Below are 13,834 nucleotides of genomic sequence, written 5' to 3'. Positions count from 1 at the left end.
GGGCGCCGGAAAGCCGTGAACCGGTCGGCCGAGGCCGCATCCGGTCACGGCGGACACGGAAGAGGCGGCCGGAGCCCCGGGTGGGACCGAGCGGGGGACAGGGGACAAGGGACCGTGGAGGACGAGGGCGGGGACAGAGGACAGGAGAACGGAGGGACGGGGAGCGGCCCGGCCGACGGGTGAAGGCGAGGGGTCAGTGGATGATGCCGGTCCGCAGGGCCACGGCGACCATGCCGGCCCGGTCACCGGTGCCGAGCTTGCGGGCGATGCGGGCCAGGTGGCTCTTGACGGTCAGCGCGGACAGTCCCATCGAGACGCCGATCGCCTTGTTCGACTGGCCCTCCGCAACCAGCCGCAGCACCTCGACCTCGCGGCCGGACAGCTCGCGGTAGCCGCCCGGGTGGCTCGGGGCACCCGGGGGGCGGCGGTGCAGACGGGCGGCGGCGGCGCCGATGGGGGCGGCACCCGGCCGCATGGGGAGCCCGACGTTGGTGCGGGTGCCGGTGACGACATAGCCCTTGACGCCCCCGGCGAGGGCGTTGCGGACGGCGCTGATGTCGTCGGCGGCGGACAGGGCCAGGCCGTTGGGCCATCCGGCGGCACGGGTCTCGGACAGCAGCGTGAGCCCCGAGCCGTCGGGCAGGTGGACGTCGGCGACACAGATGTCACGCGGATTGCCGATGCGGGGACGGGCCTCCGCGATGGAAGACGCCTCGATGACGTCACGGACTCCGAGCGCCCACAGATGACGGGTGACGGTGGAGCGGACGCGCGGGTCGGCCACGACGACCATGGCGGTCGGCTTGTTCGGACGGTAGGCGACCAGGCTTGCGGGCTGCTCGAGGAGAACGGACACCAGGCCTCCTGGGGTGGGGGGACGGGGCCGGCTTGTGGGGATCAAGCCGGGACGAACCGTGCTTGCAAGGTCACAGTCGTCTTCGGCACCAAACCCGGCGGCCTTTAGAGAATGATCACGATCCGGTGACTGTTGAGGCGGGTAATTCGGACAGGCTGGCGACCATCCGAAGGTCAAATCGGTCCACTTTGGGCTGTTCAGGGTCGGTGCGTGCTCGAAAGTGGTCGTATCGACAAAGACACGGCAAGAAAACGACGGGACACTCGGACAGGTGTACGTGCGGATGCGGGACCGGTCGCGGTGTGCTAGAGGCCGCGCCGTGAAGCGGATTCCGCAGTGCCGGGAAGCGGCCTCCACAGAGGCGAGGGCCGTGCCGCGAGGCGGACTGCGCACGGCCGAGGGCCGCGCCGTGCAGCGGACACGACGCGGCCCTCGACGCGGATTCAGCCGGTTTCAGCGCGGATTCGGCCCCGGGCCAGCGTGGAGCCGGCACGGAGCCGGTGCGGACTCAGGGCGACTGGGGGCCGCGTCGCTGCGGCAGTGTCACCACCGACGCGTCGCCCGGTCCGGCGGGCGGCAGCCCGGCCACCTGCGCCAGCAGATCGCACCAGGAGGCGAGGTGGGCGGCGGTGTCCGGCACCCCGCCCAGTTCCTCCCGGGGCGTCCAGGAGGCACGGATCTCGATCTGCGAGGCGGCGGGGCGCGCCGACAGCCCGCCGAAGTAGTGCGAGCTCGCGCGTGTGACGGTGCCGCTCGGCTCGCCGTACGTCAGCCCGCGCGTCTGCAGTGCCCCGGTCAGCCAGGACCAGCACACGTCCGGCAGCAGCGGGTCGGCGGCCATCTCCGGCTCCAGCTCCGCGCGCACCAGCGTCACCAGCCGGAACGTGCCCCGCCAGGCCTCGTGCCCGGCCGGGTCGTGCAGCAGGACGAGGCGGCCGTCGGCGAGCTCCTGCTCGCCGTCGACGACCGTGGCCTCCAGTGCGTATGCGAACGGGGCGAGCCGCTGCGGCGGGGGGACCTGCTCGATCTCCACCTGCGGTCGCAGCCGCGCGGACCGCAGCGCGTCGACCGCGGCCAGGAAGGTCAGCGGTGCCTGAGCCGCCCTGCCCGCACTCCCGTGCCCGTCCTTCGCGTCGTCCATTCCGCCAGCGCCGTCCGACAGTCGTCCCTGAGCCGCAGCCATGCCGGGAAGATTAAGGGGAATCGCGCCTTTGCGCAGGGCAAGACACCCCGCTGCCTGCGACGGTGCCGCCCGGGGACCGCACACCCGGGCCCTGGTCCGGTCGGGGGCATGCGAGACTGGCCGTGTGAGTGCCAACGACACGCCCGCAAGCCGGCAGCCGCAGACAGCCACCTACGACTCCGCCTTTCTCAGGGCGTGCAGGCGCGAACCCGTGCCGCACACCCCTGTGTGGTTCATGCGGCAGGCCGGGCGCTCCCTGCCGGAGTACCGCAAGGTCCGCGAGGGCATCCCGATGCTGGAGTCCTGCATGCGGCCCGAGCTGGTCGCCGAGATCACCCTGCAGCCGGTCCGCCGCCACGACGTCGACGCGGCGATCTACTTCAGCGACATCGTGGTGCCCCTGAAGGCCATCGGCATCGACCTGGACATCAAGCCCGGCGTCGGCCCGGTCGTCGAGCAGCCGGTGCGCACCCGCGCGGACCTCCGGCGGCTGCGGGACCTGACCCCCGAGGACGTCCCCTACGTCACCGAGGCGGTCGGTCTGCTCGTCCGCGAGCTCGGCCCGACCCCGCTGATCGGCTTCGCCGGTGCACCGTTCACCCTGGCGAGCTACCTCATCGAGGGCGGCCCGTCACGGACGTACGAGAACACCAAGGCGATGATGTACGGCGACCCCGAGCTGTGGGCCGACCTGCTGGACCGCCTCAGCGACATCACGGCCGCCTTCCTGAAGGTGCAGATCGAGGCGGGGGCGAGCGCCGTGCAGCTCTTCGACTCCTGGGCCGGCGCGCTGTCCCCGGCCGACTACCGCCGTTCGGTGCTGCCCGCCTCCGCGAAGGTCTTCCAGGCCGTCGCCGAGTACGGCGTCCCGCGCATCCACTTCGGTGTCGGCACCGGTGAGCTGCTCGGCCTGATGGGAGAGGCCGGTGCGGATGTCGTCGGCGTCGACTGGCGCGTCCCGCTGGACGAGGCCGCCCGCCGTGTCGGCCCCGGCAAGGCGCTCCAGGGCAACCTGGACCCGGCGGCGCTCTTCGCCCCCCGGCCGGCCATGGAGGCCAAGGCCCGCGAGGTGCTGGACGCGGCCGCGAAGCTCGAGGGGCACGTCTTCAACCTCGGCCACGGCGTCATGCCGAACACCGACCCGGACGCGCTCACCCGCCTCGTCGAGTACGTCCACACGCAGACGGCCCGCTGAGTCACCCGCTCAGCAGGCCTCGCGCCGCACCCCCAGGTCCGGCTTCTTCCGCATCGACGACAGCCTCAGCCCGTGCGCCTGCGGACGGAACGCCTCGGTCGGCACCGCGTGCTCCCCGTGGAAGACCGCCTTGCCGGCCGCCGCGAACGGGGTGAGCCGCTCGCACTCGCCGTACTGCGCGCACTCCTCGTCGACGGCGAAGTCGAAGTCGTCCACGAGCTGCGGGACCTGCGGAAGGCCGTTCCTGAGGCCGGCCGGCAGCCCGCGCTCGTGGGCGATCTCGGCGGTCATGCGGTTGCAGCGGAGCTGGTCGTGCGCGGTGAGCGGGAACCCGGTGCGGTGGGAGTGCCCCTCCATCAGGTCGGGCTCCACCGCGTCGAGGCCCTTGTCCCGGCACATGCCGAACCGCCGCTCCCTGATCGGGCGCAGCACGGAGATGCGGCGGAGCGCCGTGGGGAAGCGGTCCCGCCGACGTCGGGAACCCGGGCCCTCACCGCACAGGGGAGCCGAAGGGGTGGGCCGTGGCGGGCCCGAAGGGGAGGGAAAGGACAGTGACCGGCCGGGGAGTCCGCTGTCCCGGCGCGGGAGGCGTGGGGAATCGGTCAGTTTCTCGAGGGAGGGACCGCACCGGACGGACGGCGGTCGCCGGGGGGGCCGCGTGCAGATGCGCGGGGGCGAGGCCGTGCGGTGTCCGCCCGCTTTGGGCGCCACGGCCCCGGAACGATGCGGAACCGCACGGAGCGGCAGGGCCCCGCGGGACGGTGGTGAGGCGATGACGGCGAGCCGTCCCACCGCCCCGCGGGGCACGCACGGCCTGACCGGAAATCATGCCCGGTGGGTGAGAGGGGCTGCCGGCGGGCGTAGGGTGAACGCCCGAGGAACGGCAGCACCTGGTCGTCATGGAGGGGACGTCACCTGTCGGGCTTTCAGGAGAGGCACATCAGGCAGCCGGCTGCGTCCCGGGTCCCACATCGGCCGCCGACACGCCGAAGATGCTGACCGCTTGGTAGTACGTCCATGCCGTGCTGTTGCACGCGGTGCGGGTCGCGCCCGAGTAGTTGGCGCAGACGCGTTTCATGTCCTCGTAGAACGCCGAGTCGAGCCGGGCCTTGTGGGCGGAGAAGGTGCCCTCCGCCTTGTAGTTGCGGTAGCCGAAGTCGTGGCGGGCGCAGGCGAGCTGGAAGGGGAAGCCGAAGGGGTTGTCGGGCGAGGACGTGCAGTAGTCCGTCGACCAGTCGAAACCGTACGCGGCCCATGCGCCCTGGTTCTGACGGGCGGCGTTCCAGGCGTTGAAACTGGAGGCGCTGGTCTGGGTCCAGGAGCTGAGCACCTGGGACTTGTCCGCAGGAGCCGCCCAGGCGGATGCGGCGGGGAGCAGGGCGAGGGGAACCGACGCGGCAGCAGCCGCAAGCGTCAAGGCAACACGTTTCATGCGCGCAACCTTCTGAGTGAGGGGACGCCCCGGTGGGGTCTTCGGGGCGGATAAAGCTTGGCCAGATCCTGCTGTCAGGTACAGAACAGAACAGGACAGGCCGGTGCGCCGATCACCCGTCAGCTCGCACCCTGCGCGGCAGAAGACGTCGTTCGGACCCTGATGCCGATTCACCCTGGCCACGGGTTTGAGCCAAGGGCGCCCCTGGCTGTTTCGGTGAGGGCGGAGCAGAGGATTCACCTCGGTTCACCCCGGTTCGAGCGATTCGGAGGCATCGAGGTGATTCAGGTGAAGGCGCTGTCGCGGAGCACGGCCCGCGGCGCGCCCGCCCGGTGACGGGGCGTGACGAAGAGAGAGACATCGAGGCCGGTTCACGCCGTTTGTCCATGGCTTTCCGTCGTGCGCCGTGGGCTTTGAGGGCAGGGCCGGCAGGGACGTGCACGCGGGGAGAAAGAAGGCCGATTCGGGGGCTTGCGTTTCCGTGGGACGGGATGTCACCGCGGAGGAGGATCAGGATCCGCGGCCGTGGACGCCGGACCGGCGGAAGCGGGGAGGCGTCCGGCGACAGGGAGAGCGACAAGGGGCGTCGGGGAGGGCGGACCCGCCGTCGACGCCCATGAGCCCCTGGCTCCGCCCCTCGGGGGCATCCCGGCCACGGGCGTTCCCGTGCACGGCCCGGCCGAGGACGCGCGGCACCCGGTACGGGCGCAGCGGCGGCCGTGCATGACCCCCTCGGCCCTGGAGAAGGAGCCTCAACGGCTCCGGCCCGGTTGCAGCCGCCGAGGAGCCCATGTCTCATGAGGGAGCGACCACTTCTCGCACGGTGGACGGGGCGGCCCGGTTCCGCCCGAGGCCGCATGGAGGGCGGGATGCACGGAAGACGGGGTGTCGGATCGGTGGTACGGCCCTGCGCCGTGGCAGCGGTGGTGCTCGCCACGGCCGGTGCCTGCGGAACACCGTCCGAACGGCGCGACGGCGTCATCGCACAGGTGACGCGGTTCGAGCGGGCCCTGGACGCCGGGCAGCACGAACGGCTGTGCACCGCCCTCGCTCCCTCCACCAGGGAGGAATTGGAGCAGTCGACCCGGCGCCGCTGCGCTCGGGCGATCGGCGAACAGGACCTTCCGGCGGCGGGCGCCGTACGACGTGTGGACGTCTACGGCGGACAGGCCCGGGTGGTCCTGGAGCACGACACCGTCTTCCTGGCGCACTTTCCCACGGGCTGGAAGGTCACCGCGGCCGGGTGCCGGCCCCGGCCGCAGCGCCCGTACCAGTGCGAGCTCAAAGGTGGATGAGAAGACCGTGAGAACGCTGTTCGTCACCACACTGCTCGTGCTCGTGGCCGGCCTGGCGTACTTCATGACCGTGGGGCTGATGCGCCGATGACCCCCGCACCGGAGCGCGGCGGGGGCACCGCACCGGCACCGCGTCGTGTGCGCCGCTTCCTCCGCCACAACGGTCTCGGGCTCTTCTTCCTGACCGCGTTTCTGCTCGCCCTCGCCGGGCAGGCCGTGGCCGGGCACGCGGAGTTCAACGACCAGCTCGTCTCGGACGGCATGGCGCCCATCGGGTTCGGCACCTATGTGATGTCGTCGGACTTCGCCGTCGACGTCACGGAGAACTGGCAGTCGGAGTACCTCCAGTTCTTCCTCTACATCCTCGCCACCGTCTGGCTGGTGCAACGCGGCTCACCGGAGTCCAAGGAACCGGGCCGGGCCGGCACCGAGTCCGACAAGGGCCAGAGGGCGGGGGGTACGCCACGGAGGGCTCCCCGCGCTGGGCCGCGGCCACGGACTGGCGCGGCTTTGTGTACTCCCGCTCCCTGGGGCTGGTGATGGGCACCGTCTTCCTGCTGTCGTGGCTGACCCAGTCCGTCACCGGTGTCGCCGCCTACAACGAGGAGCAACTGCGCAGGCTGCAAGCGCCCGTCAGCTGGACGGAGTATCTGACCGCCGCCGACTTCTGGAGCCGCACCCTGCAGAACTGGCAGTCCGAGATGCTGGCCATCGCCTCCATGGCCGTCCTCGCCATCTATCTGAGGCAACGCGGCTCACCGGAGTCCAAGCCCGTCGGCGCGTCCGACTCCGCCACCGGAGTCGAGGGCTGAGCGCCGGCGGACGCCGCGGCCGGCGGGCCCGGGCCGGGTCGGAAGCACCGAGGAGAGCACCGGCGCGGGCGAGTGCGTTCCCCCCGTTCATCCCCCGCGGCACCGGCAGCACCCCGCCCCACCGGTCCGCTTCCGCGCCTTCCCGGACCACCTCGTCACCGGGCCGGGCGGACATGACCGGCGGCAGGGATCGGCGGTGTCACCCGGCAGCTCCGGGGTACCGGGGACGCACGGGCACGGCAGATGCCGTCGGCGACCTTGGGGAGGCCGGCATGGACGCTTCGGTGGACCGGATCGCACGGCCATGGGGCAGCCGCACTCCCTACGGCCGGCACGAGCCCTGGCCGGTACGGGTGGACACATACCTGGAGGAGGGGGTCGAGCCCGGCTCGGTGCAGCGGTGGGTGCAGGCCGCCTCGATCCTCCACTCCGACGGGGACGCCATGGACATCGCGGTCGTGGACGGGCGCATGGCCGGGGTGCGCGGCCGGGCGGACGACCGTGTCAATCACGGCCGCCTGGGACCGAAGGACCTGTTCGGCTGGCAGGCCAACGCCTCACCGGACCGGCTGACCAGGCCGCTCGTCCGCCGCGACGGGCACCTGACCGGGTGCGACTGGGCCACCGCGATGGACCGGATCGTCGCCCGCTCACGGGAGCTGCTGGAGAAACGCGGCCCGGGGGCGATCGGGTTCTACACCACCGGGCAGCTGTTCCTGGAGGAGTACTACACACTCGCGCTGCTGGCCCGGGCCGGGATCGGCACCCCTCATCTGGACGGCAACACCCGCCTGTGCACGGCCACCGCCTCCGAGGCGTTGAAGGAGTCCTTCGGCTGCGACGGGCAGCCGGGCAGCTACGACGACCTCGACCACGCCGATGCGATCGCACTGTTCGGGCACAACATCGCCGAGACACAGCCCGTGCAGTGGATGCGCGTCCTCGACCGGCTCGGGGGCCCCGACCCGCCCCGCCTGGTGTGCGTCGACCCCCGTCCCACCCGGGTGGCCCGCACGGCGGCCGTCCACCTGGCCCCCCGCCTCGGAACGAACGTGGCCCTGCTCAACGCGCTTCTCCACGAGATCATCCGTACGGACCGCGTCGACCACGCCTACATCGCGGCCCACACGGTCGGCTACGAGGAGCTGGTCTCCCGGGTGAAGGAGTGCACCCCCGAGTGGGCGGCCGCGATCTGCGACGTACCGGCCGCGCGGATCGGCGAGGCCGCGGAGGTCCTCGGCACGGCCGACAGGCTCCTGTCCACGGTGCTCCAGGGGGTCTACCAGTCCCACCAGGCCACCGCGGCGGCCGTACAGGTCAACAATCTGCATCTGATCCGCGGCATGCTCGGCAGGCCGGGCGCCGGCGTCCTGCAGATGAACGGGCAGCCCACCGCCCAGAACACCCGCGAATGCGGCGCCGACGGCAACCTGCCCGGCTTCCGCAACTGGCAGAACGACAGCCATGTCGCCGACCTGGCCCGTGTGTGGAACGTCGACCCGAGGACGATCCCGCACTACGCCCCGCCCACCCACGCGATGCAGATGTTCCGCTACGCCGAACAGGGCTCGATCCGCATGCTGTGGATCAACGGCACCAACCCGGCCGTGTCGTTGCCGGATCTGTCCCGCGTCCGCTCGATCCTCTCCCAGGACCGCCTCTTCGTGATCGTCCAGGACCTGTTCCTCACCGAGACCGCCCAGCTGGCCGACGTGGTCCTGCCCGCGGCGACATGGGGCGAGAAGACCGGAACGTTCACCAACGCCGACCGCACCGTGCACCTGTCCGACAAGGCCGTCGAGCCGCCCGGTGAGGCCAAACCGGACCTGGACATCTTCCTCGACTACGCCGCCCGCATGGACTTCCGCGACAAGGACGGCGGACCCCTGGTCACCTGGCACGACCCGGAGTCCGCGTTCGAGGCGTGGAAACGGTGCAGCGCCGGCCGGCCGTGCGACTACACCGGTCTCACCTACGACAGGCTGCGCGGCCGAAGCGGCATCCAGTGGCCCTGCACCGAGCAGACCCCGGAGGGAACGGAGCGCCTCTACACCGACACGATCGACTGGGCGCACCCCGATGTCTGCGAGAGCTACGGCAAGGACCTCGTGACCGGCGCGGCGGACGACGCCGTCGAGTACCGCTCCCTCAACCCGGACGGCAAGGCCATGATCAAGGCAGCCTCCTATCTGCCGCCCCACGAGACGCCCGACGCGGCGTACCCGTTCCAGCTGACCACCGGCCGGACCCTCTACCACTTCCACACCCGGACGAAGACCGCGCGGGCGCCCCAGCTGAACGCGGCCGCGCCCGAGGTGTGGGTGGAGGTGTCCGCCGCGGACGCGGCCGCGCTCGGACTCGACGAGGGCGACCTGGTCGAGGTCACCACACCGCGCGGCGCCCTGCGGGGCCGGCTGCGGACGACCGGCATCCGCCCGGGGCTGCTGTTCGTCCCCTTCCACTACGGCTACTGGGACACCGAGGCCGGACACGGCCCGGGCGACGGCACACCCGCGCGTGCCGCGAACGAGACCACCATCACCGACTGGGACCCCGTGTCCAAGCAGCCGCTCTTCAAGACCGCCGCAGCCGCGCTGCGCCTCGTCGAACGCGGGAACGGCCGCAGTGCCCCCGCACCGACCACCACCGCGTCCGCCCCCTTCCGTGCCGGCGCGGTCCCGTCCACCACCGGCGGAACGTCCGCACTCGCCGGCCAGGCGGGCGACACCGACGGCGAGGAGGGCGAGGGGAACAAGGAGGACGAGGACGGCAGGGAAGACAGGGAGGACAGGGGGAAAGGGCAGGTGGAGGGGGACAGCGAGTGAACGGCATCGCCCTCGTCCTCCGTGCCCTCCACCACGGCGAGAACCGTCTCGCCGAGCAGCTGACGGCCGTCGCCGGACGCCATCGCGCCGAGCACGAGGTCCACCATGTCGCCCTCGACCTCGCCGGCTGGTCCCGCGAACACGCCCAGCGCCTGGCCGACGCGGCCCGCAGGCAGGGCCTCGACCTCGACGACGCCCCGGGGGAGCTCTCCTCGGGCATGCTGCCGGCGCTTCAGGAGAAGGCCACCGGGGCGGCGGACCGTCGCCCCGAGCCCGGCCTGCTGCTTCTGCGTGATCTGCGGGAGCTCCATCTGGGTGCCACGGAGAACTCCCTTCACTGGGAGATGCTCGCCCAGGCCGCGCAGGCCGCCCGGGACGACGAACTGCCGGCCGTGGTCTCGGCGTGCCATCCGCGGACACTGCGGCAGATGCGCTGGACCAACACCCTCGTCAAGAACCTCTCGCCCCAGATCCTGACGAGCCTGTGACAGGGCATCGCACGACGGGACAGCGGCCCGCTCGCCCCGCAACCGTGTGCGGGGCGAGCGGGCCGCTGGGGCACCTCGCTGTCCGAGGCCGGAAGAGCCGGTGCGGTGTCAGAGCATGAGCAGCAGCCGTGTGTTGGGGACGAGCTTCCGGTTCACACTGGTGCTCTGCACGAAGATCGTGTAGTCGTCGTTGTGGTCCGGCTTGACCCGGACCTCCACGTCCGGCAGGCCGAGCAGGGAGCGGGCCGCGGGGCCCGTGTACACCCGGTCCGTCTTCTTCTCCAGCACCGCGATCTGCTTCTGCGGCTGGATCTTCTCCGACTTGCTCAGCTGGTAGAACGCACTGCCGGTGCGGTAGGTGTGCCCGCACTCGACGACCCAGTCCCGGATCGCCGCCTCACGCGCCACCGGGATGAGCTGGTACTTCGACGGGTCCATCGCGGTGAGGCCGGCCGCCTTGATGGTGTCCTTGTTGACCGCGTCCGAGCCCGTGGAGAACACCGACCGCGATCCCCGGATGCCCTGGGCGCGGCCCACCATGAACTTCTCGGTGGCCTGCTGGATGACCTGGCCGGCCTCCTCCAGGCCCTGGGTGCTGGTGGCGTCCCAGATGGCGATGTTGTCCTTCGGGAAACCGCACTGCATGGCCTCGCGACGGCCCATCTGGTCCGGCACCAGGACGGCCAGCGTCCAGTTGTCCTCCTGCGTCCTGATCATCTCGGCCACGGCCTCGACCAGTTCCCGCTGGTTTCTGGCGGGGGCGTCCGGGCAGCGGTGGCTGGCGTTCTCCTGCCCGTCGGTGAGTATGAACGTCAGGAAGCTGTGGTCGCCGTACAGTTGGGCCGTCTGCGCCAGCTCCCGCTGCGACTTCAGCGCGGCCGCCAGCAGGGCCGTCATCCCGCCGGTCCGGTACAGCTGCTTCAGCGACGGCATCCGCAGCACGTCCTTGTCGTAGATGACGCACTTCACGTCGTCCGCGAAGACGTACACCGTGACGCGGGTCTCCTGGTCCAGCTCCTTCGACCGGCGGGCGAGGTAGGCGATCTGCTGGTCGGCGACTTCGACGACCTTGCGGCTCAGGTGTGCCATGGACGAGCTGGCGTCCAGCACGAGAGCGACGTGGTTGATGTAGTTCTGGCTTCCGGACATGGCGGCCCCCCTTGGTTCCGACTCGATGTCCTTACCGTCTCATCCACCACTGACAATCGATCATGTTCCGGCGGGGCGGGGCCTGTCGTCGGGAATCCGGCCGGGTCCCCGGGCGCCGCCCCGGCCGTCCGGACCCCCGCCCGGGGCCTTCCCGTTTCTCCCTGTGCCTCTTCTTGTGCCGCCCGGCCTTCGCCGCACGGCCCTACCAGGGGCGTCGTGCCCGCCGTCCGAAGAGGACGCCGCCGGGTTCGGGGGGCGGGGGAGTGCCCGGTTTGAGGGGCCAGGCGATCAGCATGCCCGTGACGAAGCCGATGACGTGCGCGGTGTACGCCACGGTGCCCGCCTCGGTGACGGCCTCGCCGGCGGAGTAGAGCGCCTGCAGCACGAACCAGAAGCCCAGGACCACCCAGGCCGGCAGCCGCAGCGGCAGGAAGATCAGGAAGGGGACCAGGACCCAGACCCGGACCCTGGGATACAGCATCAGGTAGGCGCCCAGGACACCGGCGATGGCTCCCGAGGCACCGATCAGGGGGGTGGTGGAGGAGGAGTTCAGCAGGGCGAACCCGTATCCGGCCGCGTAGCCGCAGACCACGTAGAACAGCAGGAACCCCACATGGCCCATGCGGTCCTCGATGTTGTTGCCGAAGATGAACAGGAACAGCAGATTGCCCAGCAGATGCAGCCAGCTGCCGTGCAGGAACATCGAGGTGAGGACCGACAGCACGGGTGACTTGTCGTAGGTCGGCGGTCCCAGCACACAGCCCGGTCCGCGCATTCCCAGACCCACCTCGCCGGTCGGGACCAGCGGCGGCAGCCGATCGTGGATCAGCTCCCTGGGCACCAGTGCGTACTTCTCCGTGAACGCTTCCAGCCGGCACAGCTCCGCCAGCGTGCTGCCGCCCGCCACGGAGTCGGCGATTCCGGGCATGGACAGGAACGCGACGACGTTCGCGACGATCAGGGCGTACGTCACCCAGGGGGTGCGCCGCGCGGGGTTCACATCATGGACGGGGATGACCACAGGAAACTACTGCCCTCGACGCGCTCGGCGAATCGGTGAACACCACCGTCCGCGTGTCCGTATGACTCCTTGAGCCCCTGCGGCCCGGGGAAGGCGGGCCGCAGGGGTGAACGACGACGGCCGCCGTCCGGCCACTCGGTCTTCCCCCGCCGAGGCCGGACACGACCCCCGAAAAGCCCTGGCACGCCCCACGAGAACCCTAGGGGGCGTTGCCGCGGACCTTGGTCACCGCCTTTCTCGCCGCCACCAGCACCGGATCCCACACCGGCGAGAACGGCGGGGCGTACCCGAGGTCCAGCACCGTCATCTGGTCCACCGTCAGACCGGCCGTGAGGGCGACCGCGGCGATGTCGACCCGCTTCGCCGCACCCTCGCGGCCGACGATCTGCACGCCCAGCAGACGGCCGGTGCGGCGCTCCGCCAGCATCTTGACCGTCATGGGAGAGGCACCGGGGTAGTAGCCCGCGCGGCTGGTCGACTCGACGACGACCGTCTCGAACCGCAGGCCCACCCGGCGGGCGTCCTTCTCCCGCAGCCCGGTGCGCCCGATCTCCAGGTCGCACACCTTGCTCACCGCCGTGCCGACCACCCCGGGGAAGGTCGCGCAGCCGCCGCCGACATTGGTGCCGATGACCTGGCCGTGCTTGTTGGCGTGGGTGCCCAGCGGAATGTGGCGCTGCTGCCCGGAGACCAGGTCCAGGACCTCCACGCAGTCCCCGCCGGCCCAGATGTTCTCGTGGCCGCGCACCCGCATCGCCCGGTCGGTGAGCAGCCCGCCGTGCGCGCCGAGCGGCAGTCCGGCCGCCCGTGCGAGCGTCGTCTCGGGACGTACGCCGATGCCCAGCACGACCACGTCCGCCGGATACTCGGCGTCCTCGGTGGCCACCGCCCGCACCCAGCCCTCCCCGAGCGGGGAGGCGTCCCCCTCACCGGTGAGCACCTTGGTCACCTCGGCGTCGTCGACCATGGTGATGCCCATCTCCTCCATGGCCCGGTGCACCAGGCGGCCCATGTCCGGGTCGAGCGTGGACATGGGCTCCTTGCCGCGGTTGACGACCGTCACCTCGTAGCCGCGCTTGAGCAGTGCCTCGGCCATCTCCACGCCGATGTAGCCGGCGCCGACCACCACCGCCCGGCGGCCACGCACGCGCGTGAGACTGTCGAGCAGGGCCTCGCCGTCGTCCAGGGTCTGCACCCCGTGCACGCCGGGCGCGTCGAAGCCGGGCCGGTCGGGGCGGACGGGACGGGCCCCGGTCGCGATCACGAGCTTGTCGTACGACGTCCAGGACTCGGTGCCGGAATCGACGTCCCGTGTGCGCACGCGCCCCGCGGCCGCATCGATCTCCGTCACCTCGGTGCGCAGCCGCAGATCGATGTCCCGCGCGCGGTGCTCCTCGGGCGTGCGGGCGATCAGCCGGTCCCGCTCCTCGACGTCGCCGCTCACCCAGTACGGGATGCCGCACGCCGAGAACGAGGTGAAACGGCCGCGTTCGAACGCCACGATCTCCAGCTCGTCGGGCCCGCGCAGCCTGCGTGCCTGCGACGCCGCGGACATCCCCGCGGCGTCGCAGGCACGCA

The 13,834-nt window shown here is 71.4% G+C and carries 10 protein-coding genes and 2 pseudogenes; 5 read left to right on the top strand and 7 right to left on the bottom strand.

Annotated elements, in window-relative coordinates; all coding sequences use genetic code 11:
- Positions 1 to 193: 193 nt before the first annotated feature.
- Positions 194 to 856 carry a response regulator transcription factor gene (locus tag CCN35_RS16355; RefSeq protein WP_067396568.1) on the bottom strand — a complete coding sequence of 221 codons (663 nt, stop codon included), beginning with the start codon at positions 854 to 856 and terminating at the stop codon, positions 194 to 196.
- Positions 857 to 1,364: 508 nt separating this feature from the next.
- Positions 1,365 to 1,997 carry a DUF3000 domain-containing protein gene (locus CCN35_RS16350; protein WP_067396570.1) on the bottom strand — a complete coding sequence of 211 codons (633 nt, stop codon included), beginning with the start codon at positions 1,995 to 1,997 and terminating at the stop codon, positions 1,365 to 1,367.
- Positions 1,998 to 2,163: 166 nt separating this feature from the next.
- Here CCN35_RS16350 and hemE point away from each other — a divergent pair, with 166 nt between their 5' ends.
- Positions 2,164 to 3,234, top strand: a complete 1,071-nt coding sequence (gene hemE, locus CCN35_RS16345) for a uroporphyrinogen decarboxylase (RefSeq protein WP_067396572.1) — start codon at positions 2,164 to 2,166, stop codon at positions 3,232 to 3,234.
- Positions 3,235 to 3,243: 9 nt separating this feature from the next.
- Here the strand turns inward: hemE and CCN35_RS16340 are convergent.
- A pseudogene (locus CCN35_RS16340) lies at positions 3,244 to 3,681 on the bottom strand (endo alpha-1,4 polygalactosaminidase); the annotation flags it as partial.
- A 493-nt stretch (positions 3,682 to 4,174) separates the two neighbouring features.
- On the bottom strand, positions 4,175 to 4,666 hold the full coding sequence (locus CCN35_RS16335; protein ID WP_067396574.1) for a phospholipase: 492 nt from the start codon (positions 4,664 to 4,666) through the stop codon (positions 4,175 to 4,177).
- A gap of 914 nt (positions 4,667 to 5,580) precedes the next feature.
- Here CCN35_RS16335 and CCN35_RS16330 point away from each other — a divergent pair.
- From CCN35_RS16330 to CCN35_RS16315, 4 genes and pseudogenes are all read left to right on the top strand, one after another.
- A complete protein-coding gene (locus CCN35_RS16330) occupies positions 5,581 to 5,961 on the top strand; it encodes a hypothetical protein (protein WP_245863209.1) in 381 nt (126 codons plus the stop codon).
- 87 nt (positions 5,962 to 6,048) lie between these two features.
- Positions 6,049 to 6,773 (top strand): annotated as a pseudogene (locus CCN35_RS16325) (DUF6766 family protein).
- Positions 6,774 to 7,045: 272 nt separating this feature from the next.
- Positions 7,046 to 9,598 (top strand): molybdopterin oxidoreductase family protein, encoded by a 2,553-nt coding sequence (locus CCN35_RS16320; protein WP_086793284.1) that lies wholly within the window; start codon positions 7,046 to 7,048, stop codon positions 9,596 to 9,598.
- Positions 9,595 to 10,086 carry a hypothetical protein gene (locus tag CCN35_RS16315; protein ID WP_086793283.1) on the top strand — a complete coding sequence of 164 codons (492 nt, stop codon included), beginning with the start codon at positions 9,595 to 9,597 and terminating at the stop codon, positions 10,084 to 10,086. The genes CCN35_RS16320 and CCN35_RS16315 overlap by 4 nt, the downstream gene beginning before the upstream one ends.
- A gap of 108 nt (positions 10,087 to 10,194) precedes the next feature.
- Here the strand turns inward: CCN35_RS16315 and CCN35_RS16310 are convergent, their stop codons facing one another.
- The 3 genes from CCN35_RS16310 to CCN35_RS16300 all read right to left on the bottom strand — a co-directional run.
- Positions 10,195 to 11,235: a vWA domain-containing protein gene (locus tag CCN35_RS16310; RefSeq protein ID WP_067396583.1), complete on the bottom strand. Its 1,041-nt coding sequence runs from the start codon at positions 11,233 to 11,235 to the stop codon at positions 10,195 to 10,197.
- Between the two features lie 202 nt (positions 11,236 to 11,437).
- Positions 11,438 to 12,256 (bottom strand): rhomboid family intramembrane serine protease, encoded by an 819-nt coding sequence (locus tag CCN35_RS16305; RefSeq protein WP_086793282.1) that lies wholly within the window; start codon positions 12,254 to 12,256, stop codon positions 11,438 to 11,440.
- A gap of 199 nt (positions 12,257 to 12,455) precedes the next feature.
- Positions 12,456 to 13,834, bottom strand: a 1,379-nt coding sequence (locus tag CCN35_RS16300) for an FAD-dependent oxidoreductase (protein ID WP_107501059.1), incomplete at its 5' end; no start/stop codon positions are given.

This window comes from Streptomyces thermovulgaris (assembly GCF_002155915.1).
GTDB classification, from domain to species: Bacteria; Actinomycetota; Actinomycetes; order Streptomycetales; family Streptomycetaceae; genus Streptomyces; species Streptomyces thermovulgaris.
This window is presented reverse-complemented; position numbering and strand designations above follow the sequence as displayed.